Origin of the sequence: Algoriphagus boritolerans DSM 17298 = JCM 18970, from assembly GCF_900108085.1 — a bacterium.
GTDB lineage: Bacteria > Bacteroidota > Bacteroidia > Cytophagales > Cyclobacteriaceae > Algoriphagus > Algoriphagus boritolerans.
In genome coordinates this window covers 147,250-174,012 of the sequence record NZ_FNVR01000001.1, presented here as the reverse complement: position 1 = coordinate 174,012, position 26,763 = coordinate 147,250, and the positions used below count along the sequence as shown (strand labels likewise).

General features: G+C 42.2%; 20 protein-coding genes. 6 read left to right on the top strand and 14 right to left on the bottom strand.

Annotation, left to right across the window (positions count from 1 at the left end):
* Positions 1–142: 142 nt before the first annotated feature.
* The 7 genes from C4S61_RS00725 to C4S61_RS00685 all read right to left on the bottom strand — a co-directional run bounded on the left by C4S61_RS00725 (position 143) and on the right by C4S61_RS00685 (position 14,520).
* A complete protein-coding gene (locus tag C4S61_RS00725) occupies positions 143–2,593 on the bottom strand; it encodes a leucine-rich repeat domain-containing protein (RefSeq protein ID WP_103922881.1) in 2,451 nt (816 codons plus the stop codon).
* Complete coding sequence (locus C4S61_RS00720; RefSeq protein WP_103922880.1) at positions 2,580–3,419, bottom strand: hypothetical protein; 840 nt, start codon at positions 3,417–3,419, stop codon at positions 2,580–2,582. The genes C4S61_RS00725 and C4S61_RS00720 overlap by 14 nt, the downstream gene beginning before the upstream one ends.
* Positions 3,416–3,991, bottom strand: a complete 576-nt coding sequence (locus tag C4S61_RS00715; protein WP_103922879.1) for a hypothetical protein — start codon at positions 3,989–3,991, stop codon at positions 3,416–3,418. The genes C4S61_RS00720 and C4S61_RS00715 overlap by 4 nt, the downstream gene beginning before the upstream one ends.
* 27 nt (positions 3,992–4,018) lie before the next feature.
* Positions 4,019–4,489, bottom strand: coding sequence for a nucleoid-structuring protein H-NS (locus tag C4S61_RS00710; protein ID WP_103922878.1), 471 nt, complete (start codon positions 4,487–4,489; stop codon positions 4,019–4,021).
* A gap of 748 nt (positions 4,490–5,237) precedes the next feature.
* Positions 5,238–6,206 (bottom strand): MraY family glycosyltransferase, encoded by a 969-nt coding sequence (locus C4S61_RS00700; protein WP_103922876.1) that lies wholly within the window; start codon positions 6,204–6,206, stop codon positions 5,238–5,240.
* Between the two features lie 198 nt (positions 6,207–6,404).
* Entirely contained in the window at positions 6,405–13,574 is a 7,170-nt protein-coding gene (locus tag C4S61_RS00690; protein WP_103922874.1) for a PKD domain-containing protein, read from the bottom strand.
* Between the two features lie 121 nt (positions 13,575–13,695).
* A complete protein-coding gene (locus C4S61_RS00685) occupies positions 13,696–14,520 on the bottom strand; it encodes a methyltransferase domain-containing protein (protein ID WP_160111184.1) in 825 nt (274 codons plus the stop codon).
* A gap of 163 nt (positions 14,521–14,683) precedes the next feature.
* Here C4S61_RS00685 and C4S61_RS00680 point away from each other — a divergent pair, with 163 nt between their 5' ends.
* The 6 genes from C4S61_RS00680 to C4S61_RS00660 are packed head-to-tail and all read left to right on the top strand — an operon-like array spanning position 14,684 to position 19,907.
* Positions 14,684–15,634, top strand: coding sequence for a polysaccharide biosynthesis protein (locus tag C4S61_RS00680; RefSeq protein ID WP_103922872.1), 951 nt, complete (start codon positions 14,684–14,686; stop codon positions 15,632–15,634).
* A 7-nt stretch (positions 15,635–15,641) separates the two neighbouring features.
* Positions 15,642–16,316, top strand: a complete 675-nt coding sequence (locus C4S61_RS00675) for a nucleotidyltransferase family protein (protein ID WP_103922871.1) — start codon at positions 15,642–15,644, stop codon at positions 16,314–16,316.
* Between the two features lie 22 nt (positions 16,317–16,338).
* Entirely contained in the window at positions 16,339–18,216 is a 1,878-nt protein-coding gene (locus C4S61_RS00670) for a carbamoyltransferase family protein (RefSeq protein ID WP_103922870.1), read from the top strand.
* Between the two features lies 1 nt (position 18,217).
* Positions 18,218–19,375, top strand: coding sequence for an SGNH/GDSL hydrolase family protein (locus C4S61_RS00665; RefSeq protein ID WP_103922869.1), 1,158 nt, complete (start codon positions 18,218–18,220; stop codon positions 19,373–19,375).
* Position 19,376: 1 nt separating this feature from the next.
* Complete coding sequence (locus C4S61_RS22005; protein ID WP_200820515.1) at positions 19,377–19,526, top strand: DUF5989 family protein; 150 nt, start codon at positions 19,377–19,379, stop codon at positions 19,524–19,526.
* A gap of 12 nt (positions 19,527–19,538) precedes the next feature.
* The gene (locus C4S61_RS00660; RefSeq protein WP_103922868.1) at positions 19,539–19,907 is read left to right on the top strand and encodes a hypothetical protein; all 369 of its coding nucleotides are present in this window, start codon (positions 19,539–19,541) and stop codon (positions 19,905–19,907) included.
* Positions 19,908–20,125: 218 nt separating this feature from the next.
* Here C4S61_RS00660 and C4S61_RS00655 read toward each other — a convergent pair whose 3' ends face one another.
* From C4S61_RS00655 to C4S61_RS00625, 7 genes are read right to left on the bottom strand one after another with little or no spacing between them, the layout of a single operon-like run.
* Complete coding sequence (locus tag C4S61_RS00655; RefSeq protein ID WP_103923145.1) at positions 20,126–21,118, bottom strand: GDP-mannose 4,6-dehydratase; 993 nt, start codon at positions 21,116–21,118, stop codon at positions 20,126–20,128.
* Between the two features lie 8 nt (positions 21,119–21,126).
* A complete protein-coding gene (locus C4S61_RS00650) occupies positions 21,127–22,188 on the bottom strand; it encodes a nucleotidyltransferase family protein (protein ID WP_103922867.1) in 1,062 nt (353 codons plus the stop codon).
* Entirely contained in the window at positions 22,178–23,065 is an 888-nt protein-coding gene (locus C4S61_RS00645; RefSeq protein ID WP_103922866.1) for an NAD-dependent epimerase/dehydratase family protein, read from the bottom strand. Before C4S61_RS00645 ends, C4S61_RS00650 begins: the two co-directional genes overlap by 11 nt.
* The gene (neuC, locus tag C4S61_RS00640) at positions 23,022–24,164 is read right to left on the bottom strand and encodes a UDP-N-acetylglucosamine 2-epimerase (protein WP_103922865.1); all 1,143 of its coding nucleotides are present in this window, start codon (positions 24,162–24,164) and stop codon (positions 23,022–23,024) included. Before neuC ends, C4S61_RS00645 begins: the two co-directional genes overlap by 44 nt.
* Positions 24,165–24,206: 42 nt before the next feature.
* Positions 24,207–25,250 carry an N-acetylneuraminate synthase family protein gene (locus tag C4S61_RS00635; RefSeq protein ID WP_103922864.1) on the bottom strand — a complete coding sequence of 348 codons (1,044 nt, stop codon included), beginning with the start codon at positions 25,248–25,250 and terminating at the stop codon, positions 24,207–24,209.
* A 12-nt stretch (positions 25,251–25,262) separates the two neighbouring features.
* The gene (locus C4S61_RS00630; protein ID WP_103922863.1) at positions 25,263–26,060 is read right to left on the bottom strand and encodes an SDR family oxidoreductase; all 798 of its coding nucleotides are present in this window, start codon (positions 26,058–26,060) and stop codon (positions 25,263–25,265) included.
* Positions 26,053–26,751: an acylneuraminate cytidylyltransferase family protein gene (locus C4S61_RS00625; RefSeq protein ID WP_103922862.1), complete on the bottom strand. Its 699-nt coding sequence runs from the start codon at positions 26,749–26,751 to the stop codon at positions 26,053–26,055. The genes C4S61_RS00630 and C4S61_RS00625 overlap by 8 nt, the downstream gene beginning before the upstream one ends.
* Positions 26,752–26,763: the final 12 nt, after the last annotated feature.

Sequence of the window (26,763 nt, the reverse complement as noted above, 5' to 3'; positions counted from 1 at the left end):
AATCGGGACTGAACACTGAGACTGAATACTGATTATTTGGCTAAGTGAGAGGATAGATTTTTCTTTCAAAGAATGAAACCCGAGCGAAAAATGGACTTCATTCCTGGCTATGGTATTCCAAAACAAATCTCAGGATTACTGATCAATAGAATCGTACTTCACAGTCGGGATGGCTTGCTTTGAAGGATTCCACAGCTCTGGTAGTCAAATTGGTATTAAAGCAGGACAGTTTTTTAAGATTTTGCAAGCCATCAATGGGTTTTAGATTTCTAAGATTGGTACTGGCTACATCCAGTTCTTCAAGTGCATGAAGTGACTCAATACCTTTGAGTGTCCTTAGATTGGTACCTGAGATATTTAGCTTTTTCAGTTCACTCAAATTACTCAGCGGTGTCAAGCCCTCAATTCCGGTATTGGAAAGATCCAGCTCCTCCAAAAGGCTAAGGCCTGAAAGCGGAAGGAAATCGGTAACGGGGACTTGGGAAAGTTTAAGTTTGGTCAGTAATCTCATCGCACTCAAGGGAGCAACTGAAGCAATAGGCGCATCAAATACCTCCAAACTTCTTAGGTTCACAAATGCAGACAAGGGAATCAAGTCCGAAACCGGGACACTACGAAGGGTAAGTTCTGCCCTACCAGTGAGCTGATGAAGCTTTTCCGTATCGGGATTTTCAGAAAGTGAAAATTGGCTTCTCAAGATATCTTTCCATTGATCATCCATCTCGTTCCACCAAGATTGGAGTTCCTCCGTCCTGAAAAGGATATTCATCTCGGGCTTTCTGATCAAAATATCAGGAACGCTAGTAGGGTCAAAATCTGCCCCATTCACATTCAAATAGGTCAGATTGGGTAGTCCGGCGAGTTCCTGAATGCTTTTCACCGGACTGAATTCAAGGTCCAGAGATTCAAGCAGGTCATTTTCTGTGAGGGCAGATAGGTCTGCTACCTGGGTATTTTTACCTACCAAGTGGACAAGCGTTTTCACTTCACTCAAAGGAAGTAAGTCGGCAATGGGATTGTTTGAAAAGTTGAGCGTTGAAAGATTGACAAATCGGGTGATCGGCGTTAGGTTCTCCAGTTGGGCGCTATCCAAATTGAGCTCGGTAACGGTGATTGTCTGAGTGAGCGTTTCAATCCCCGGGTTGTCGTCTGTAATAATGGGGTTGTTTCTTTTTAAAGCGGCTTTCCATTCAGATGAGAGACCCGCCCACCAGCTTTCAAGGTCTTTTACATGATGAATCAGAAGGACTTCTGGATTTTTACGGATAAAAACATCTGCAGCCAAAGGGGAGAGTTGCGTTTCATCAGCCAAAATCTTCTTCAGAACAGTGAGTGAGTCCAACGATGAAATATCTGCCACTTGGCTACCAGTGATATCCAACAACTCCAGTTTTTGAAGACTTGCAATTGGAGATAGATCCTGAATGTTTGTTTGAGCCAGGTTGAGGGAAGTCAGGGATGACAGACCTGCTAAGGCAGACAGGTTGATCATGTAATTCCCACTCAAGTTTAGAGTTTGAAGTTGATTTAGATCCTTGATGTTTTCCACATTGTTGAATCCCGATTCAGACAGATCCAATTGTGTGAGATTTTTGAATTCATTCAATACGGCAAAACTCAGGATGGGTGTTTTTTGGACCTTTAGGGAAACAAGACTCTTTAAATTGAGCAGTTGAGAAATGTCTGTAATTTGAGTTTGCGAGATGTCGAGGTGTTTCAGTCGATCCGAATACTTGATAAATTGAATGTCTTCAGTTGGGGTATTGGAAATATCGAGGCTCTCCAAAAAAGTGACATTGGAGATGGGGCCAAGATCGGTTATTCCAGTGTTTGAGATATCGATCACTTTCAAATCCCGCAGTTCAGAAAGTGGGTTTAAGGTTCTGATTTGAGGATTTCCGGAAATGTCCAGAGAATCGATGCTCACAAACCGATAGAACCAATCCAAGTTGACCGAATCCGACTCCGAAAGACCGAATCTGTCGGTGAAGTAATTTCTCCAAGGCGAATCGAGGGATTCCCACCAGGCGGTCAGCTCTTCGTCACGACTGATTTTGGTAGTGTAAACACTCACAATTTTGAGTTCCTGAGATTTGTCATCGAGGTTTACCTCCACGAAGCGGGGTTTGGTATTGGTGATTTTTTCACCGGAAAGCGTCGTTGCTGAGATCGTCCGATCCAATGCTGCCAGGAAATAGACCTCGCCATTTTCTTTTTGGGAAGGTTTTACTTCCCGGATTTTGAACTTGAACTCTACATTTTTATAAAAAAATTCGATGTCTTTGAGGTAGGCGGTAACATCTTTATTGGTGACTACTTTACGATCGAGCAGGAGGTCATCTTCCACTTGGACTTTTTCGTCTCTGAAAATCTTAAGGTAGCTTTCCCTGATGATTACATCTTTATCCCGGGGAGAAGTTTCCCCGTTGCCGATCGTATTCAACAGGTATTCTAAAAATCTCACCTGATCTTCTACTTTGGAAGAAAATTCAGACACCTGTTCTTTGGTATAGCCTTTGATAGTCTGGGCAGTCCCCGAAAGGTTGAGTAAAAAGAAAATACTGCCTACTAGAAATTTCTTACTCCTGATCATAGATGTATTTGAGAATGGTCTCTTTATCTCCCGGCCCAAGCTTGACCAGATTAGAAATCAGCCATCCGGTATTGAAGCCCGGCCTATTGAATTGATTGACTTCGAAATACCAGCCCTGGACTTGGAAGAAATGAAATTTCAGTCCCGAAACTGTAATAAATCGAAGATTATTTTGCTTCATCTCATACAAGAAGATGGCCAAATAATCCGGTTTGTAAGAATTGGCGGTAAAAGATTCAGGCAGATTGGAATCCTGGAGTGCTTTTCTGAGGTTCATGAAGCCCAATTCATGACTTAAGGGATGGAGGAAATCTTTCTGATCACCCACAGGCTTGTTGAATAGGTTTTTAAATGGGGCGAAGCTTACCTGATCGATTACCCATTCGTATCCCAGGCCTTCGGCCTGAAGTTTCATGAAGAGGGTAGCCTTTTCTCTTTTACCTTTAAACATAAATTCGGTCTCCACTTCAGCATACCAACCTTCCCGGTGAAACACCAGGTATTGGGGATACGCTTCAGACAGGACATTCTGAATGAATTGATTCTTCAGGTCAGCGGTGATCGAAGTGGTTTGATTATCGAAGAGAATGTTTAGGTATCCTTTTCTTAGGGGTATATTCCTATAGAGCGAATCGCCTGGATTAAAGCGAGTGCCTCCATCGATGGATTCTTCCCCGTTGAACCGTCTAAAAAATTGATTGAGTTGTTTGGTTGAAGCTGCGAATCTGCCGTCATCCTTAATAGTTCCGGGGCTGCCTAATCCTTGCCCCGGAACATTAGAAATGATTGCGATAAAAAACGCAAAAATCAAATAGGTTTTTCTCATGCGGAAGTTTCGGTCACTCGTACGTCTCCAAGCATGACGTCCCAGAATTCAATCGTACGACCGGCTATCTGAGTTTGTTTTTTCTCCACGTAGATGGTGATGTCCTTCTTGGTGGTATCTTTATAGTTCATACCTGTCTCGATCGAGGTACCTTCGAATCGCTGATAAATGGTGATTACTCCCACATATCGTCCATCAGGCTGTCTTTCCAAGTCAGAGATGTACTGGATATCGTACCAGGTAATATTCACGCGGTCATAGTTGAGAGCCATAAGACGCTCGAAGTATCTTCTTACCTTGTAGTAAGCGATTTCCTGTGTATTGATGGAAGAGACTCCCATTTCGGCACCAGGTGCAAAAAGCTCCTCAGCACGGTCCATTACACGATTAGCCTCAGAGAATTGGGTTTCTTTGCTACCGATAATGGAGATGTATTTAGAAAGGTCCTTTACTTTTTCCAAAGCAAGTGAATCAATGGCTTGCTTTCGTGCCGGACTGATGTTGTCCTGTGCCAAAGCCACCATGGAGGTAGAAAGGAACAGTCCCAGAAAGAGTATTAATTTATTGTTCATTTTAATTTCAGGTTAGCTAGATGATGATTATTTTCTTCTCAGTTCCAGTTCGGAAACCTTACCCCCTGCATCCATTCTGATATCAGAGATGTAGTTAAGGTTTTTCTTGGTATCTTTTAGGTATTCGAGGTACTTTTTAATAGTAGTAGGCTCATCGTAATCTTTGATGCCATTTTCCTCGTGGATCACGATCAAAACGGGAGTTTCTTGATTGGAAAACATTGCCAAAGTTTCCTGAATGGACTGGTTGGCCATCGAAGCATTTCCTGCTGCAGCAACTGAATTGAAGTAATTCTCGAGTTTTTCTGCGGCGATTTCTTCTGCGGATCTTGTAGGAGCAGGTGGAGGAGCTTGCTGAACTGGCTGCTCTACGGTTGCTGGAGCAGGTGCAGGTGTGGCAGCTTTCTTTTTACTCTTACAGGCACCTATGGCCAGTGTTATGAATAAGGCCAGAAAGAGGATTTTTTTGAGTGAAAAAGCGAACATGGATTGTTTCATCTTTTTGTAAATTAGTTTTGTTAAGTGAATTATAAGGTGTCAGATTTGGGCGATAAATTGTGGTGTAAAGTAAATAAAAACTGACCAAATTAAGGCAAAGGCTATTCCAAACGGAAGCGATATTTTAAAAGGAGATAAATTAACTTGGTCGGGTTGGTTAATTTTTCTAAAGATTGGTAGGTTTCTTTGAAAATGGTAAACTTTCAAATTTAGGAATTATAGAAGTGTTAAGGGCTCAAGGGTTGGGATCGGTTAAGGGTTAATTGTAGCACCGACAAATTGATTAACTGTTGAATGGTTGAGTTGACTAATTGTTCAAAGTTTGGGGTTCAAGGGTTAAGGGGTTTGGAAGTGATGGGAGTGTTCATTCATCGGCCGAAAATGTGAAAAAACAAAGAAAAAGATATCTTAAACTTTTAAAACATTCAAAAAATACCCTATAGAGGGTATTTCCAAAGCCCTTTTTTTCAGTGAAATTTGAAATGTGTTAAGTTTTAAGTCAGGCATTCGCCTAATTAAAAAGACCTTTGGGATCCAAAGGTCTTTTCTTTTGGGCTGAATGCTAGGGATGCAGGGCTTGTTGAAGCTGTTAATGGGAGTGACTAATTGGTTAACCGATGAATTGACTAACGGTTCGAGAACCTTATCAACCCTCGAAGAATTAACAAGAGGTTCGGGGTCCAAAAGTCCAAGGTTATTGTTTTTGATTTAATACTGATCACTCAGAAAAGAACCTGTTAAGGATAGGTTATTCTTCAAAGACTTTAAATCTCTTGATCAATGGGGTTTTGATGGTCAGGTAGATCAGGGCAGTAACTATCAGGACCAGGGCACCGACCAGTGAATTAGGGTAAGATTGGGGAAAAATGAAAAAAACGACATTAAAGGCGAGTTGCAAAAGTCCATAAACCAAGGCAATCAAAACGTGATCCTTATTGAGTTCATTCGCAAAAATCTGGTAAAGGTGAGTTCTGTGGGGTAAAGCCACATTTTGTCCACGAAGGAGCCGCTGTCCCAGGGTGATAAAGCTATCTGCACCATAAACTAAAAGCAAAAAGACAATGGTCCAATTGTGTGCTGCGAGGTACCATTGAACCAGAAAATAAATCATGAGATAGGCCAATGAAATGCTTCCGATATCGCCGGCAAACATGAAGGCTTTTTTTCGAAAGTTGAAAATCAGAAAGACAAGAATTGCCAGTAAGACATATCTGATGAGGGTTTCATCAAATATAGGCATGTACTCATAGATACTTAATAGGGACCCGAAAAAAACCAAGCCATAAACACCTGACATTCCATTAATTCCATCCATAAAATTGATAGCATTGATAATCCCAAGTGCCACAAAATAAAGGATGGGAAGTACCCACCAAGGTTCTTGTTCAAATACACCCAAATCAAAAAATGCCATAGAAAGTGCCAAAAACTGAACTCCAAAACGGAGTTTCCGAGATACCGTGAACATATCATCCAACATGCTGATGGTTGATATCCAGATGATTCCCAAAACCATCCATGTATTCATAAAGTCTGTGCTTACCCACCAAAAAATTACAGCAGCCGGAAACAGTATCCCCCCTCCCCGAACTGTTACTTTTGTGTGAGAAGAACGTTGGTTTGGTTCATCGACTATTCCATAGTGGTTTGCTATTCGATAATAGACAAGTCCAATAAGCAAAAGCACCAAAAAGATAAGTGAATAGCTTAAAATCATTTTACAAAACTATTAGAAAAAGTCTCCAATCCCTATTCAATCCCTTTAGAATCGCCAGAAAGCCCAAGAATAAAGGCAGCAATAAATTTAATATCAAAAGGAAACCCGATGAGTTTCCTAAAATGGAGGTAGATGATTTATTTCCAGTCAAACTCTATAAGATCATTTCAAATAAATATTAAGAAACCTACTTATGGTCTATCTAATTAGGATGAATACTCCCGACTTCTCTACCCTATCACCGCCCCTAGTCATGAAGACTCCCCTAAACACGTAATTGCCATTGATCGCAGGCCTTCCATTATGATAGCCATCCCATCCTAAATCTTCCAAGGATTCAGCCTTATAGATAAGCTCTCCCCAAGTATTGAAGATGTAGAATTCCATAGATGCAATCCCTCTGTAATACGGTTTAAAGTACTGATTTTTAAAACCATCAGGAGTAAAGGCGTTAGGAATCATAATATTATAATCCGCGTTGACTGTAATTACGATCTGATAAGTAGAAATACAACCTATCGAATCAATAGCTGTCAGTGTCACGGTGTAGGTTCCTTTTTCCTGAAATTGATGCACCGGATTTTGTTCACCACTGGAATTTCCATCGCCGAAATCCCAATTCCAAATCATCACATTACCTACAGAAAGATCTTTGAACAAGACATCCTCCTGTATCTGAACAATTGTATTGGGAACAAGGACACCATCTCCCAAATCAAATTCATATTCAAAATTAGCAATCAACTCCTCTTCGGCTATGAGGACTCGAATTCTTTGGGCGGGGTTCCAGCAGCTTGTACCTTTCAATGAAGAACTTACTCTATAATCTCCAGAAAGATTCACATGATCAATTTCGTCAAGTCTCAGTGCCGAACCATTTGGGCTTACCACATTGTAGTCGTAAACTGATGGATTAAATCCTTCGATGTAATCCGATAAATCCACCGTACCTGCAGGATCACAAACAATGGAAGGATTTGAGACTCTTAAATTTGGCAAAGCATGCACTATCACCTGTACTGGCATTGGAGAAATCCCACAGATTCCCGGACCAGAAGCCATGATATAATACGTATAAGGAGTATTGGATGGAGGTAGCCCTTCAATACTTAATTCGCCATTGGGTGCTAGAGAGAAAGTCACATTATTGACTACGCCTGAAGTTATCTGATTATTTCCGGCTGCATCGAAAGACCAAGTATAATTTGGGTTCGAGATATTTTGAGGTAAGCTAGGGGTCAACACTGAGGTTTCACCTTCACAAATCACGTCATTCGGCGCGGTTATCAGGCTGGGAACCTCTTTCAGATCGAGGGTACCCGGAACTTGGTACACGCAACCCTGATCATCTGTGATCTCAAAGGTATAAGTCCCTTCACCCAAATTTGGGATACTCATTGGTCCCGCAGATGGCAATGTCAAGTTGCGGGTGACATTTCCGTTTTGGATTACAGTGATTGAGTAAGGCTCATATCCTCCTCTTATTTCAAATCTTACCTGACCATTATCCGTATCACATGATGGGTTGTCCTGCTCGATATTCTCAACCAGTAATGCTTCGGATGGGCCCGTCACGGAAATGTTATCAAGAACAAAGCTACAGCCTTCGGCCGTCAACACCTCAATAGTATGAATCCCTATGGGTACCTGGAAACTATTGGAATTAACAAATGCAGCACCATTTAAACTATACGTATAATTACCCGATCCTCCGCTGGCAATGACAGTAATAGTACCCCCATCACCATAGCAAACCTCATTATCTATTTGCGTGGTAGCGGTGGGTATTTCGTGTACCTCGACAGCGCCAATGCCTGTAAATCCCGGACATACACCCGGTCCGGATGCTGTGACGTAAAAGTTAAAATCAGTTGCGGGTAGTTGGGAAATTGTAAGCTGTCCTGTGGTCGGGTTAATTTGATAGATTACTCCATCTGGTGCAGGGGCTGGATTGCTGATGATAGGTTGAGTTTTTGCAGCATCAAAAAACCATTCAAACACGGCTCCCGGGGCAACCGGGGCAAGCTCAGGAGACAATACGACAGTCTCCCCAAGGCAAATTTCAACTTTATCAACCAGAACTTGGGTAGGTCCATCCACCAAATTCACGGTATTTGTAGTTAGGGTACAGCCCTCAGCATCTGTAATGATGATATAATATTCTCCCGGACGGTATCCATTGAGAACAATATTGGACTGAGTGGCAGTCTGAGTTCCCTGACTGGCTCCATCTTTAAATATTTCTAAGGTATGTGGCAACCAACCACCGGTCACTGTGAGTTCGAGTTTACCATTAGGGGCGCCGCATCCCGGATCTATTTTAGTTAAGGGAGTGGTAGTCAAGGCTGCCTGAGGACCATCGATGGCAAAGGAAACGGTTTGAGGGCAAGAACCTGCCGGTGTGTTGACCACCAGTGTATAGTTTCCTGCGGGCAGGTTCAGCGCTTCGATTGCTGATTTTGTAGTAGGTGCAGCTGAATTTAGGCTAAATGTGTATTCAGGAAGATCATTAGTAATCCGGATTTTTCCATTGCTGTCTCCAAAACAAAGGACTGGATCTGTCTCTATTTGGACAGAAGGGGTTTCAAAAACTCCTACATCCACTTTAAGTTCCTGTCCGGTACAAACCACATAAAAGTAAAAATCATGATTCCCCGCAGGAAGTCCTTCAATGACCAATTCAGGATTTAACCAATCTGAATCGTCAATCGTGTACACCACAGCTGGCAGGGTTGGATCGGCTCCGTTTTGAATTAAGCCAGTTTGTCCGGGACCTGTGTACCATCTTACCTCTGTAGCTGCTGCAGGAGGAAGGGAAGGATCCGGAGCCAAATGAATCGGTCTTATTATTACCTGATCGGAAGTACAGGAATTGATGGGAGGAACCAAGTCATAGACAGGATCTGAGGATTCTTCAATTATGAAATCAAAGCTGACCACACAGCCTTCTTTATCTTTAACTATCAAATAATAAGTATCAGGTGCCAAGTTTAATGCTTCGGAAATAGTACCTGTTACAAGTGTCCCTGTAAGAGAACCCTTTCTCCATTCCACCTGGTATTCTCCCCAACCTCCCGTAATTATAAGATCTCTAATAGCACCGTTATCCTGGCCACAAGAGGATCTTTCGATTGTTGGTTCATTGATCGCAATGGGATTTGCAGGACTTTCAATTGCCACTGAAGTGGAGTATTCACAGAAAATATCGTTTCTGATATCGACCGTGTAATCCCCTGGAGCAAGATTATCATAAAACAAGTTTGTGACAAAGGGAGAACCGTTGATACTTACTTCGTAATTCCCATTGCCTCCAGAAGGTAAAATCGTAAGCGTGCCGTCTGTATCGCCAAAACAAGTAATTGGTGAGACATCCACCACCGCGGAGATGGGCTCTACCACTTCTACTTGGGCCATTTCCACAAGAGTGCAAAGCTGGGGACCTGAAATTTCCATGAAATACTGGTACACCTGACCCAACTGAAGTCCTGAAATACTCAAAGCCCCGGTTCCCGATACGATCTGGTAAGAAATCCCATCGGCATCTGTCTGGCCGGATACTAGTTCAACACTTGCCGCCGGATCTTTAAACCAGCGGATCTGGAAAGTCCCTGGGGTAGTCACAGCCGGAGTAATTGTGGCAGTATTTCCTTCACAAACTTGAGTATCCAAAGGTGCCACAGTAATCGGGTCCAATTGATCATTGACTAAAGCCACTGGCTGAGGTAAATTGACTACACAGCTTTTGGAGTCTGTCACCTGTACGGTATAGTTTCCGGGTAGCAGATTTTCGATCAGGTAATTTTCACCTGTCTTGGTAAGATCGAAGTCGGCAATTGGTGTATTGTTGATTTCCAGGGAATAATCCGGCGTACCCCCTTGAACCGAAAACGAAAAAGAACCATTTTCAAGGTTGCAGCTTGGATTATTTTGAACCAAATCCACGATCTCCAAAATCGGAGGTTCGGTAATTTCAAGGTCAGTTATTACAGTATCGCAATTGCTGAATTTATCTACCACCCGAATCTGATACATTCCTGCCTGAAGATTTTCAAATAAGTTCGAATCCTGGGCACCTGTATAACCCAAGAGTTCATAGGTATAATCAGCCGGATCCAATCCTGGATCCAAGATCACTTCCAACACTCCGTCCCCACTTTGGAAACAGGTAAGATTTGTTTTGTCAACCTGTGCAACGACCGGATCCGGTGAAACAGTGATTTCGACAATCTGATCGGGTTGGGTACAAATATTAGTACCTGTGATGGATAGGGTGAAGTTGTACGTCCCAGGATTCAAACCTGTAATCTGAAGCAGAAGCGGTGTCTGAGGGTCTCCATCATCCTGAAATGTATAGGTTACTCCGGCTAGAGTTGTATTTCCTGTAAGCACATCACCGAGAGGGGTCGTCCAAGTGAATACAGGCTGAGAATTACTCAATTCTATAATTTGAGGCTGAACGCTGGCTGTTTCACCTTCACAAATGATCAAATCATTCACCTCATAAACCGGCGCCGGGAGTTCGGTCAGGTCTACCGGTGCTGAGGATATTTCACATCCATTGGCATCCGAGACGGTCAAAATATACTGGCCGACGGTAAGATTTGTGAAGGCAAATTGCTGATTTGGGTTCTGGGTTAAGACTGGGCTAGACACTGTCATGCCATCTCTAGTCAGGTTAACGAGAGAATAAGGAGGTGTGCCTCCGCTTGCTTCCCAAGTAATAAATCCACTGTCGGCGATACCGCAGGAGATCCCCTCAGAATTCACAAAATTGAGCGCTATTGGGGAAGCTGGACCTGTAATGGTAAGGGGTTCGGATGCAGTACACCGAGTAGCCGAACTTACGACAGCGTTGTAATCTCCCTGCATAACATCTTCAAATACAGCGGTGCTACCGTTGACGGAAGTTGGATTCAAAACTTGTCCAGTGGACGTATTAGTCAGGCTGAATGTGTAGGAAGCTGACCCTTCCCCTCCTGATGCCGTAAATTCCACTGTCCCTCCTTCTCCGAAGCAGAGTTCGGGACTCACCCCAATTCCGGCAATCTGAAGGGGTGACTGAATCGGTAAAATGGTAAAAGGGAGTTGATGCCTGTAAAGTGGCTTTCCATCACTTCCCGGCTGACCGGACCGAAATTCATCTCCCAATTGGAAAATATAATCTCCTGCAACCAAATCTCCCTGAAGGATTTCATTTTGCCCTGCTGCAAGGAAGGTCCAATCGATGATGATATTTCCTTCGGAATCGACTATTCTCCACTTTTCATTGCCTGTCGTCCCATCTGATGCTATTCCGATGACTGCGAGGTTATTTAATTTGACCTCAATTATTCCCAGATCGGCGCAAGTTTCGGGCAATGGAGAATTCTCAAAATCAGGATCGAGGTTTTCAACAATACTGATCGTAACAGACTCCTGAGAAATACCGACGCAGTTTAGAGGTGTTGTCACTTCAACCGCATATTCTCCAGCCTGTGTAGCCAGGTAAGTAGTGCCATTAGCACCCGGAATTTCGACTCCATCTCTTATCCATTGGTAATCATTGGCAGGATCGGTCACACTGGACTCCAAAAGTACCTGAACATCAGTCCCTTCCTGCTGTTCCCAATCCAATGGATCCAGCGTAGTGATCACCGGGTCTGGCTGGGGATTGATGATAATCGTGATGGACTCTGGATCGGATACTTGACCGAAGTTATCGGTGGCAGTATAATAGATGGTAGTCTCGCCGGAATATCCGGGCTGTGGGGCAAATCTTACCCGAGGTACCTCTACCCCACCTTCATCAACAAGCAAGACCTGAAATTCCCCGGCAACTTCGCCGGTTACCTTATCATAGGCTGTTATGGATGCTCTCTCGGGCCGACAGAGTAGATCGATGCAATTACCTGTAGAACAAAGCGAATTCACATTAGCAGCAGGAGGAAAAGGAATACTGGTACCACTTGCTGCTAATACATTCAAAGCATCCTTCTCAGAGTAATACAACTGCATACATCGAATAAATGCATTGGCAGCATCATTTCGTAATTCAACTTCCAAGTCAAATGTATTGACTTCGCCCTCGCAAACTTCCTTCCTAAGTGGCTCAACAATTGGTTTTTCCAATGCATTTTGATTGGAAACTTGTACGGTAACATTTCGGATTTGATGGTAATTTGTTTGCAAACCTGTTGACGCGGCAAACCCGACTTTCAGGAGCTCGGGGGCTGCAAAAGGATAATTAATAGGACCATCAAAAACATTGACTAACTTAATAACTCCTCCCACATTGATCAGCATCTGGATCTCTATGGTATACCCCTGAGTTGGATCATTGACATCGACAGGATTAAGGTCAAGGAAAACCTTTCTGAAACCTTCATCAGGACAAGAGTCTGAAAAAGAATCCGTATCAATTTCAAATTTTTCAGGATGAAGATATGGGGCTACTGAAACAGGAGGAAAAGTACCTGCAATTCCGGTACTTGCCGGATCAAAAATTCTTCCGTCTATGAACTTGTAAGACTGATATCTTGGGGGAGTCAATGACCCAGAAACATTCTTAGAATCATTGATTCTATCCCAATCTCTAAATGGTGTCCCTGGTGCCAAAGGAGGAGGACCATCCACGGGACCCCTCACAACAACTGAATGTGGAAAAAGAGGTGTATTCGAAAGAGCATCGTCATTATTAGGATCCTCAAAACCTCCAAATTTTCCAGTTCGGGAGTTGCCAAAATTTCCCAATTCATCAAATCCAATTCCCAAATAAGCCCCTCTTAGTCCTGGGCTAATAAGGGTGGCCTCATTTAAAGTCGCTCTCACAGAGGTATATCCCAGTGCTCCACCGGTTCCTCCAATCTGAAAATCACTGGCAGAAATGGATCCATCGAACATAAAAAAGCTTACCCCATCAGCCCCAGTTCCTCCGAAATTGGAAAACTCGAAGGATACTTTCAGACCAAACAAAGATGAGAAGGGAATATCAACGAACATGTACCCACTTTCGTCATTGGAAATACCAGTCAACTGAAGGGAGTTTCCTGTCAGCTCAAGATCAGCGGCGGCATTTCCTCCAAGGACAATATTATCCCTCAAATCAAATCCAATAAAAGTCTCACAAAAAGGAAATCCTTCCCGGATCGGAATTACGATGTCATCGGTATTAAAAACCCGTGCATTTTCTGATTGAATCAGCGTATCTCGGGATTGTGGGATATTGACTAGGACTTTTTCGTCTAAGGAGGAGGAAAAAAAATCTTTCAGAGGAAAGGGTGCTTCTGCTAATTTCCAGGTAAGCGCAGGATTTAAGGCAAAGCTTATCCCCCAAATACTTAACAGTAAGGCGATTAATACTCCAATTTTTTTGTAGACCTTTACTCCCATGTATTATAACCTACTGTCTGTCAGTTGCAAAGAATAGTTTTAGCACATTCTTCAAATTAATCAACAATAAAATGTATCAAAAATAGAACCATTTTGAAGGCATTCAGCTCAAAGTGGAATTTTAGATACCTAAAGGTAGTGATGTGCAGTACAACCATTCCATCTGGGCGGGTCTTTTTTCGGCTAAAAGTTGAATTTGATCTGTCAAGTTCAAACTTAGTAGTTCAGGATCTTCAATGTATCGATACCTATAAAGGTCATCGATACTTTTTATAAGCTCAACCAGGTGTGTGGCAGAAAATCCGGCATACAGCCGATCACAGAGACCGGGTATTTCAAAATCATGCACTTCGATGATAAAGTCAGATTTGGAGAGATGCGAAATCACCTCCACGCTGAACAGTTCACCTTCAAAACCCTCACAATCTGAAAAAATCAGATGTCTTGAAGTAGGGTCAAGTCCAAGCAGATCATTGGCAGTGCAGTATTCCTTTAACTCAAACCGATCTCCAACCCTGATTTGGTTTGCGGAAGCCATTTCTTGGGTTCTTTGCCTCGCCAAAGGATCTATGTCGTAGGCAACAATCTTTGAATTTGGGAACATCTTAGCCAATCCCACAGCATAGTACCCTTCTGCACATCCGATATCGAGGATAGAATTGAATTTTTTACTTTTTAATTTATCCAAAATGGGATGAAGTTCCATTTCATAATAGCCCAGAACTTTAGGATAAAAAGCAGAATAGATCGAAGAGAGAAATGGGTATTTAAGACCTTTAAAAGGCCCTCTTCTCACCCCATTTGACAGGAGGTAAAGATATTTTTGTTTGAAATCTTCTTGGTATTTTTGATTGCGCTCTTTTAATTCGTTTTGATAGAGATCTGCAAAAACTTCAGCTAATGGATGTAAAAAATTCCATATAACATTATTACTTAAAACACTCATAATTAATGTTTTAAATTTAATTTTCGCTGATTTATACATGATTCGGAGTTAGGTTAAATATAGTTTGACTTTTTGGTAAATATGAATAAATACGGTGGAAGGGGTCTATAATTGCTATGATTGATTAGATTTGCAGTAGAAATATTATAAAATAAATTCTTAGATGAAAACAATTTTGATAACTGGTGGCACGGGATTTTTAGGCAGGAATCTGGCTCTGAAGCTAAAGAACGAGTACCGCGTGATTTTGACCGGACGAAACAACAAGCAGAACCTTTTTGCCTCCAAATATACGGGATGTCAAGTAGCCCCGCTAGATATTACGAATATTGAGTCGGTGCGGGACGTTTTTGTTGAATTCAAGCCGGATATTGTTATCCATGCAGCTGCCACAAAATTTGTTGACCTAGCCGAAAAATATCCGATGGAATGCGTGGACGTGAACGTCTTGGGATCTCAGAATGTAGCTCGGGTTGCAGTAGAACGGGAAATTACTACAGTGGTTGGTATTTCCACTGATAAAGCGGCCCCTCCGGTTCGTAACATTTACGGGATGTCCAAGAGTATAATGGAACGTATATTTTGTGCCATGGATGGCAAGACCAGCACGAAATTCACTGCTGTAAGGTATGGAAACGTAGCTTGGTCCACAGGGTCTGTATTGCCTATTTGGAAAAAAATGCATGAAGAGACAGGAATTATTGGAACAACGGGTCCTGAAATGAGAAGATTTTTCTTCAGCGTAGACGAGGCGGTTCAATTGGTTATCACAGCCATGGACAATATTGATCTGGTCAAAGGAAAGGTACTTTCAAGGTATATGAAAGCGGCTCAAATTGAAGATATTCTTCAAACCTGGATCGAAGAGCGGGGTGGTAAATGGGAAAAAATAGAAGGTCGGCCGGGAGAGCGAGAAGATGAGTTTCTCATTGGAGACCTGGAGCTTCCTTACACCGAAGAATTACAATTGGGAGGAATCAAGCATTATCTCATTTCCTTCAATAATAAGGTGGTAAATCCAATTCCATTTGGGCTTTCGTCGGCCAATACGGATAGATTAAGCAGGGAAGAAATCCTGTCTATCATCAACAATCCTCCAATCGAAGAAAGATAATATCCGGATGGGCAAATTAAATCATGCACTAATCATGGCTGCAGGTCGGGGGACAAGAATGGCTCCCCTCACCCATATCATTCCTAAGCCTATGGCTCCATTATGGGGTTCTACGTTAATTGCCCATGGAATTCAGAAACTTTTACCTCATATCCCACACCTCCATATCACGGTGGGCTACAAAGGGGCTGAGCTAGCGAAGCACGTCATAGAGCTGGGTGTTCACTCTGTGTTCAACACGGAAGGCAAGGGCAATTCCTGGTGGATTTTTAATACTCTGATGAAAAAAGTAGATGAACCTGTTTTGGTCTTAACCTCAGACAATGTTACTGACCTGAACATTGAGCTGATCCTAGGTGAATATGAAAGACTAGGACAACCTGCCTGCATGGTAGTACCTGTAATTCCCCTGGAAGGGCTGGTGGGTGATTTTATTCATCATATAGATAATTTGGTTTCAAAGCTGGACAGAAATGATCCCGCTCCTACCTATTGTTCAGGAATTCAGGTTTTGAACCCGGCCAAAGTCAACCAACTGATTGAACCGGTCGAAGACTTTGGAGACTTATGGTCACAACTAATCCAAAAACGCCAACTCTTCAGTTCTTCTGTATTACCAGACAAATGGTTTACGGTAGATACATTGGAGCAATTAACACAGATGAACAATCAAAAAGCCTAAGCCCTTTTTGTAACATTCTACTATGGCTAATACATCAAGAAAAATATTGGGGATTTCGGCCTTTTACCATGATTCAGCCGCAGCGATCATCGAGGATGGGAAGATCATTGCAGCAGCTCAGGAAGAACGGTTTACCCGAGACAAGCATACCCCTGACTTTCCTTTAGGGGCAATTCGATACTGCCTTGATGAATCTGGTTTCAGCATTGATGAGCTGGATGCAGTAGTTTTTTATGATAAACCACTACTTAAATTCGAGCGGTTGTTAGAAACCTACTATAAGTTTTCTCCCAAAGGATTTCTTTCATTTGCCAAGGCAATGCCGGTATGGTTAAATGAAAAAATGTTTTTTAAGAAAATCATTCGCGAAGGACTCAGAGAAATTGAGCCTTACAGCATTAGAAATCTAAAGTTACTTTTCCCTGAGCATCATCTTTCTCACAGTGCAAGTGCCTATTATCCCTCTCCTTTTAAGGAATCGGCAATTTTAACCATTGACGGCGTGGGTGAATGGAGCACGGCTTCGATCAGTCATGGAAAAGGTTCATCGATAAAAGTACTCAAGGAGTTAAATTTCCCACACTCGGTCGGATTACTTTACAGCGCTTTCACCTATTTTCTGGGTTTCATGGTCAATTCCGGAGAATATAAATTAATGGGCTTGGCCCCTTATGGAAATCCTGAGGCTAAGGAAACTTTGAATTTTGAAAGGCTCATCAAAGAAAATTTAATTAAAATCTTTGATGATGGCTCCATTTGGCTAGATCAAAGTTATTTCAACTATGCTACCGGGCTTCGGATGGTCAAGGATGATAAATGGAAAGCCCTATTTGGTTTTGATCGAAGGGATTCTGAAGATGAGCTCCAGCAGCACCACTGCAATCTTGCCCTTGCCATCCAACGAGTGACAGAGGAAATCGTCCTAAAAATGGCATTGGAAGCCAAAAAACTTACAGGTTCCAAGAATCTTTGCATGGCGGGTGGAGTAGCCCTCAACTGTGTAGCCAATGGAAAGCTTCAGGAAGCCGGTATTTTTGATGAGATTTACATTCAACCCGCCGCAGGTGATGCGGGGGGGGCATTGGGTGCAGCGTTGGCAGCTTATCATTTGTATTTTTCGAAAGAAGAAAGAAAAGTCACCCGTCCGGATTCTATGGAAGGTTCATATTTAGGTCCTTCTTATTCTGACAAAGAAGTGCTTCAAGTCATCCGAAAGGTGAAAGCTGTCTACCATCACTTTACCGATCTCAATAAGATGAATGAGTTGGTTGCAGGTGAACTGGCAAAAGGTCAGGTAGTGGGATGGTTTCAGGGAAGAATGGAATTTGGACCCCGTGCCTTGGGAAACAGGAGTATTCTGGGGGATGCCAGAAACCCCGAAATGCAAAAAAGGCTCAATTTAAAAATCAAATACCGAGAGGGATTCCGGCCTTTTGCCCCGTCCGTTTTGGCGGAGGAAGTAGGCAATTATTTTGATTTGGACCAACCTTCACCTTATATGTTGTTGGTTTCCCCTGTGAAGGAATCCCGAAGGACTATCTTGCCTACTGATTATCACGATTTAGGGCTATGGGAAAAGCTTTACCATGAGCGGAGTGATATTCAGTCCGTAACTCACCTTGATTTTTCTGCCAGAATTCAAACTGTCCATAAAGAAACCAACCCAAGGTATCATGCATTGATTAAGGAATTTCAGCGACAGACCGGATTTGGATTGGTCGTCAACACCAGTTTCAACGTGAGAGGAGAGCCTATCGTCTGTACTCCACATGATGCCTACCGCTGCTTTATGAGCACAGAAATGGACGTATTAGTCATCAATAATTTTGTTTTTATGAAGCAAGAGCAGCCAGATTGGGAAAATCGAGAAAAATGGGTTGTAAATTTCAAAATGGACTAAAATGTCACTTGTAAATAAGGAAGATATTCGGTCTCTTTTCTTGATTACACTACCGACTATTTTGATAATGTTGATTATAGTAGAACTTGTTCTTACATGGTTAGCTCCTGTAGCTGATCCTTTTGAAAGGTATAAGAATCCGGATCAAACGCAGTCAAATTACATAGAGTCTCAGTTTAAGCCCAATTCCAAATTCACCTTTGAAATCGAGCAGAGACTTCCTGATATGGATTCGGTGGTAGTGTTTACCACCAACAATATGGGGTTTAGAGGCGATTCTATTATTCAACCCAAGCCAAAGGAAGAGTATAGGATTTTCATAGTGGGTGGAAGCACAACTGAGAATTTATTAATCGATGATTCTTGGGGCCTGGAAAGAAAAGTTCAGGAGGCACTCCAAGACTCTTTAAAACCTAAAACAGTTAAGGTTTACAATGCAGGAAAATCAGGTGATGGCAGTCCGGATCATCTGGCGATGTTAGCACATCGTATTACACACTTACAACCTGACTTGGTTGTTTTATTTCCGGGAATAAATGACTTAAACCGACTTTTTGGGGGATATGATTATTTACATTTTCCAATCAGCAGTGCTTCGGAAAAAACCTCGACGCTTAAAAGTTTAAAGTTTTTCCTGAGCAATTTCCAATTGTTTAGGAGATTAATCAACGTACTCAATCAAGAAAAACCAGATGCCCGGACTTCTATTTTTCTAAAAACAAATTATACCGAAAAGGTAAAAGATGTAATGGAATTGCCTTTGGTGGAGGAACTTCCTGAAGCGGATTTTGGGATATTCAGAAGGAATATTTTAAGTTTTGTGGGAATATTAAAGGCTCAGGACACGGATATGCTCCTACTGACACAAACCCATACTTGGGGTGATATTTCAGACGAGTTTCTTAAATCCAATCATTGGATGGTCGGTGTGGGAAATGTCAGGTATCCTGAATCAAAGTTAGCCATGGCATTGGGGCAGATTAATGGGATTTTACTTGGTATTGCGGAGGAGCAAAACATTGCAGTGTTGGATCTCGAAAAAGAAATCCCCAAAACTTCTGATTATTTCTATGACGATTGTCATTTTAATAAGGGTGGAATTAGTAAAAGTGCCGAATTGATTACGGCTTCGATAGTATCAAATTTTAAAACTGATTAATATGGATTTTCTCAAAGATCTCTGGTCATTTATAAAAGAAAGGAAAAAGTTTTGGCTTGCTCCTGTGATCTTTATTCTGTTGCTGTTGGGAGTCCTGATTATTTTTGGTGGAGGAAGTGCATTAGCACCGTTTATCTACACCTTATTTTAATTTAAGCTACCCATGAAACCTTTAAAAAGTAATCCTACACAAACAGTCTTGGTCATTTGTACCTGTCTGGTGTTGGTCTATTTTATTTTTGATTTGCGCTGGGTTCTTTATTTGGCCTTTGGACTGGGACTCTTGAGTATCCTTTCTACCTGGATCAGCAAGAATGTAGAATGGGTTTGGTTTAAACTTACCTATTTACTAGGTCTGATCGTGCCCAATATCTTATTGGGCGTGATCTTCTTTTTATTTCTCACCCCAATTGCCTTTTTGGCTTCCTTATTTGCCAAGAAAGACTCGTTTCTATTAAAGAAGCCGAATGACTCAGCTTATCAAGTAATCAATAAAAAGTATAGTGCTGCGGATTTGGAAAATCCATGGTAGATTTTTGAAGTTAAGGGTTTAGCAGTGCAAACTATTTAATAGTTGAATTGACTAGTTGTTAAGAGGGAAGCGGGAATAAAAAACAAAAAGGGCTACTACATTCATGTATGTAGCAGTCCTTTTTTTGTCCATAAAAATCATAAAATATTGATTATAAATAGGTTATGTTTATAAAAACGGGGTCAAAAGTTGAAAAGAATTTATCCCCGGAAGGGAAATTATAGTGCATAAACAGATGGGTCGATTTCAGGTTTGTTGACTCGCATAAACTCCACAGCATTAGAGAGTCCCTGTTCAAGTGAGATTTGAGGTTCCCAGGCAAATAAACTTTGAGCCTTGGAATAATCACAAATAAGCTTCATCACTTCGCTTTTTTCAGGACGGATTCTTTGATTTTCTTCGATGACGGGTTTGCTGGTTCCACAGATTTTTTGAACCATTTCCACTATTTCACCTATCGTCACACCTCTTCCTGTTCCTACACTAACCACTTCCCCTGAAGTATTATCAACCGAGGCTGCCATCATAAACCCCCTTGCAGTGTCTTTGACATAGAGCATATCTCTCACAGGATCTAAGGAACCTAAGCGGATTTCCGGGGAATCACTGAGAACTTGGGAAATGATTGTGGGGATAACGGCCCGTGTGGATTGTCTGGGACCGAAGGTATTAAAAGGCCTGAAAATGCACACAGGAAGTCCAAAAGAAAGGAAATAACTCTCGGCAATCTTATCTGCACCAATTTTGGTAGCAGAATAAGGAGATTGACCCTGCATAGGATGTTTTTCGTCTATAGGGGTATAGAGGGCTGTGCCGTACGTTTCGGAGGTGGAAGTTACCAAAAGTTTACCGACTCTATGTGTGCGGGCAGCCTCCAGCATATTAAGCGTACCCGTAATATTTGCTGACACATACGCTGAAGGTGCCACATAAGAATAGGGAATTCCGATCAAGGCTGCTAAATGAAATACGATGTCCTTTCCTTCGGATAGCTGATTCATCAAAAATCCATCTTGAATATCACCAAAGACTATACGAATTGAGTTTAGCAAGTCTTTCTCAAGGAATCTTAAATTAGAGATATGCGAATTGGAGTTGTAATGTACCAAGGCTGTAACATCAGCACCTGCTTTTACAAGTTCTTCAGTTAGGTGGCTACCTATAAAGCCACCTGCTCCAGTTACTAGGACTTTTTTACCTGTATAATTCATTATTTTCTTCAATTAAAAAGATTCTTATAATCCAAATTTGCCTTTTCATAATCTTGGTGTTGCCCGATATCGAGCCAATATTCCTCGATTGGGAATGCCACTACAGGATGATTTTTTCGAAGCAGACTCTCCATCAGATCGGTGATATCGTAGAAGGTTCCCTTTGGGATAAGTTCCAAAACTTTGGGACTCAACGCGTAAATTCCTCCACTGATACGAAACGAATAAGTGGGCTTTTCCAAAATAGATATCACTTGATGTCCTTCTGTCTGGATCACACCATAGGGAACTTTAGTCGAATAGGAAGCACTTCCTATGGTCAACTCAGCCCGTTGCTCCACATGAAAATCCAGGACTGTCTTATAGTTAAGGGAAGTGAGCAGGTCTCCGTTCATAACCAGAAAAGGCAGATTCAACTGATCTTGCAAATATTTGACCGCGCCGATTGTACCCAGTTTGATCTCTTCTTTGAAATAGCGGATGTTCAAACCAAATTCAGATCCATCTCCGCAAAACTCTTCGATATGGTCAGAGAGGTAATTGGTGCAAAGGAAAATATTCCGGAAGCCAAAGAGATGCAGTCGCTCCAGGATAGTCTGGAGAATAGGTTTATTCCCTACTTTGAGCAGGGGTTTAGGGATATTTTGAGTCAGTGGCTCCAGTCTTATTCCTCTACCTCCTACCATAAGGACGACAGGATTTTCAACAGGCGGAAAGCTTTTTTCGGGGTCGGAAGAAAGCAAGTGTAAAATTTTTCCCTCCTGATCACACACCGGAATCATTTTAAAACCCTTTTCCTCAAAAAATCTCAAATCAACTGAACCTTGTTCGTGTGTGGAAATAAAGAATGGATGAGCGTTCATCAAGGCGAGGATGGGTTCATCCAGTTGGGCACCATTTAAAATTCCCCTTCGGATATCACCATCGCTTAAAGAACCAATGAGCTTTTTCTCGGAGTCGATTACAAACAACAATCCCTTCTTGTTTTTTTCGATTCTCCCCATTGCCTCTCTTACCGTACTGGAAGGGAAGGCAATGAATTCTTCCATCCTTTTTTTATCAATGAGCATAGTTTACCAATTCGTGTACATAGGACTCCAGCGTAAACATTTCTTCAAAATTGGTCAATTTTCTTAAACGATCATCAGAAATTGAGCACATGTTGTCATAGGGTTTGACAGGCTCAAAGTTACGCCGGTATTTCACCTTAAATTTCTCTTCAAAAAGGTCTATCAATTGGTGAATATTGAATTTATCTTTTCCAATAATATTTAGGATAGGGTCTTTGATTTTGTCATAGTTAGCCAAAACCTGAACGATAGCCTGGCAAAGGTCTTCCACATGCAGAAAGAATCTCAACAAAGAGCCATCGTTGTTGAAATCTAAAACCCGATCTGATCCTGCTGCTCTTTTGAGATAAGCAAATATACCTTTGGGTTGAGTGGACCCATAGATGTTTGATAGTCGAAGAATTAACCTTCTATCATCCGGTAATCCATTCATAATCAATCGTTCCGCAACCAATTTAAGCGTGGAATAAGGTGTCTCGGGGTTGCAGGGAGAGTTTTCTTCTGCAAATTCTCCAGATCCATAAACACCAACACTTGAAAGCTGGATCAGTACAGTTGAGTCTGCACAGGCCGAGACCAAATGCTGAATTCCCACTGTATTCTGGGCAAGGCACGATTCGATAGGTCGGGTAATTTGACCTGTCAAATTGATCACAACATCGAATTTCGCATTCCTGATCTGGTCAAAATCGGGAGAATTTTCTACATTAACCCTAAAGCTACCGGGATTTTTTGCGGACCTTGAGGCGGAGAATACCTTAGAAAACCCATAGTTATTCAACCGTTGGAAAAGATGGGAACCGATGTACCCTTCTCCACCCAAAAGCAGGATTTTACTTTCCTTCGTAAAAGATTTTCTGAATACTGACAGTGGCAAGGTCCAGGTTTTTTAGAATTTGGACAATTTGATCAGCTGATTGGCCTTCCCCATAGGGATTTTTAATTTGGCTAACCATCTTTCGGAAATCCTGATCAAAAAGCGCTTTTTTTATTGCTAGTTGTATTTGGGATGCATCATTGGGGACATCAATTACGTTGGCCGCACGTTCCCTTCCCATTTGTCTGTTCCCGATGTTTACCGCCGGAATTTTCAAGGTTGGGGTTTCGTGAATTCCGGAACTTGAATTACCCACCAATGCCCAGGCATTTCGGTACAAGTTAACGAACTTGAGGGTAGGCAACGAAGGGATCCAGGTAAAGCCGGAGGATTTGATTTCCTCGATGATTTTGGAGTGTCCTGCATCGTTATTGGGAAGAAGAAAAACTACCTGTGCTTCAATAGTCTGAAGCGCCTTCATCGTTTCTCTAATCTGGTCAATGGAAGACATTGCTTCTGTAGTCACCGGATGTTGGATAACCAGCACAAATGGCTTAGCGAAATCGAGTCCAAATTCTTCTTCAAGTTCTTTAGGGTTGATACTCGGGGTATTGACCAAGACATCAATGGATGGGCAACCCACTACATAAATATCCTTTGGATTTTCACCCAATCTAACCAACCTATTGCGCGCGTCCTCTGTTGCGGGGAAGTGGATGTGGGAGAATTTGGACATAGCATGCCTGATGGATTCATCGATACTGCCGGTAACTTCTCCTCCTTGAATGTGAGCTACAGGGATATTCATGTGGGCTGCCGCTACTGTCACTGCGAAATTGCCTCCGATATCAAACCCAGATAGCACAAGATCCGGCTTGGATTTTTCAAGTTCGAAGGTGACATCTCTCAGTACTCTAGCCATGGATCTAACCATCTCAGCACCGGAATCCGGGGCATTGGAATCAAACATGGGAATTTTGGCATCGATGGTAAAGCCATCATTTTCAATGTAATTGACATCTTTCCCGTGCAGATCCAAAAGACAAATACCTGTGACTACCAGGTAGATTTCAAAAAAAGGGTCAGCCTTCATTTTCTCCAAAATAGGCTTATATCTACTATAGTCAGCTCTTCGCTCAATCAATACAAATACTTTCATTTATTAGTTATTAAACAGTTTTGAAAATTCAATTCTATTTTTCTATTCAATATTTTCCCAAACTACTTGGATATCCACTTCCAAGGCTTTGGATGCTTTCTTACCCAGGACTGACTCATAATGTTCGGCAAGAATCCCTCCCTTTCCGGGTCTTTTTACCCATATATTTTCCCTGGTAAATTCTTCACCGGCAGCAATGGATTTGATGGTACAGATTGTAGCAAATGCAAAATCAATGGTGGGCTGCTCTTCTGCGACAGGTTTCTTCTCTCCTCCCCGCTGCAATTGCAGAATATTGGCACCTTCAATCAACTCCCTACAGGCTTGTTCGTCCATCGAACATACAATGTCGGGGCCTATTCTTTGCATGTGATCTGTGAAATGTCTTTCGAGAATGGATCCTCCCAAAGCTACAGCGCCGAAGCAGGCATGATTACTTAGCGTATGGTCACTCAATCCCACCACGGCTTGGGGAAATGCCTGCTGAATCTGAACCATCGCACCCAGTCTCACTAGATGATCAGGTGTTGGATAAAGATTAGTCGTGTGCAGAAGTGCGAATGGTACTTGATGTTTCTCCAGAATTTTGACAGATTTTCGAACACTCTCCAAGTCATTCATACCTGTGCTAAGGATCATTGGCTTTCCGAAGGAGGCTATGTGCTCCAACAGGGGGTGGTTATTGCATTCACCTGATCCGATTTTGAAGGCAGGCACATCCCAAGAGATCAAGAGGTCAGCAGCTGCTCTTGAGAATGGGGTGCTGATAAAAATCATTCCCTGCTGTTCAACGTAGTTTTTCAATTCAAGCTCATCAGAGGCAGAAAGGGCACAGGACTGCATGATTTCGTAAATACTTTCCTTGGTATGTGCCGGGATGGTATTTTTAGCGGCGCTGCTCATCTCATCATCCACGATGTGAGTCTGATGTTTAACCATTTCTACACCTGCTCTTTTGGCGGCATCGACCATTTCTTTGGCGATGGTAAGGGATCCACCATGATTGATCCCGATTTCGGCAATTACCAATGGGGGGTAATCATATCCGATTTTTCTACCGGCAATTTCTATAAATGGATTATTCATTTTCTTTTTCTTTTACCAGACAGAGTAACCTCCATCAATGATTAAATTATGTCCAATTACATGTTTTGAAGCATCAGAGGCCAAAAATACAATTCCTCCATTCATGTCAGATTTGTTGGCCATGTCTCCTGAAGGATTGAGTTGCTTGTATCGCTCATAAAATAAGCCCTCATGACCATTCCAAACTCCTCCCGGCGAAAGGGCATTCACACGAACATGCTTATCCGCCCAAAGTGTTGCCAAATATTTAGTAAGAGAGACAACAGCGTGTTTGCTTACACTATAGGCTACTGGCTGAAAAATACCTGTTCCCGGATAAATTCTATGATTTGGACTTACCACTCCATAGAGACTTCCGATATTGATGATCGAACCCCCTCCATTTTGAACCATATGCTGACCGATTATTTGGCAGCCCAGAAAGGTACCTTTGAGGTTAATATCCATGATTCGATCCCAGTCTTCTTCGGGGAAATTTTCGAATCCCGCTTCAAAGCTTGCTGTTTTGGATTGGTTGGTACTGGCAGCTCCATTGACCAAGATGTCAATTTTTCCAAAATGTTCGATTCCATCGGCAAGTGCCTTCTTCCACGAAGTGGAAGAAGCCACATCCAGACGCAATGGAATTGTCATCTCGGCGGAGATTCTCAGTTTATCGATCGTATCTTGACATTTTTCCAGAGAAAGATCTGCCAATATCACTTTGGCACCTTTCTCTACTAATGCAGAAGCCATCTCAGGGCCCAACAATCCGGCCCCTCCTGTGATCAGAGCAACACGGCCCGACAGGTCAAATAGATCTTTACTCATTTTTTTTATGCATTAAAAATTCGATCAATTCGAAATCCAAATTTGAATCTATATCAATTGCCCGCTCTCTGGGCATGGGATAGATTCGGCAAGGTGCTTTGCTCCAATGCGGATAGTTGTAGAGCGCTGATTTTTTTATTACAAATGCTGCAGGAGAAAGGCTGTAAACCTGAGGAGCATCCTGTCTTCGGACTATTGGTGTTTCCGATTTCTTGACGATTTCAGCCAATCCATCCTGTCTGACTTCCATCATGTTGAAATATGGATTTCTTTCAGGTTCGTATCCAGTGATTATCACTTCCGTCTCGGGATGATCCAAGGCCAATTGAATGGCGCCATCGATATCCTGGGGGGATTTTAGTGGTACTGTGACATCCAAATCCACCAGATAGTCTACTTGAACTCCATATTCTTTTTCATAAAATTCGAGCGCATGAATAAAAACAGGCCATTTACTCGATGTATCCGAGGCCAAGTCTGCAGGTCTTTTAAAAGGGACTTTTGCCCCTGCTTCCGATGCAATCTGTGCTATACGATCATCATCTGTAGAAATAATCAAATCCTGAATCAAGCTACAGCCTTGCGACTGACGTATGGAGTGCACTATGAGAGGAATACCGTCAAGTAGTTTGATGTTTTTTTCAGGAACGCCCTTAGAGCCTCCCCGGCAACAAATTGTAGCAAGGATCATTTATTATTTCGA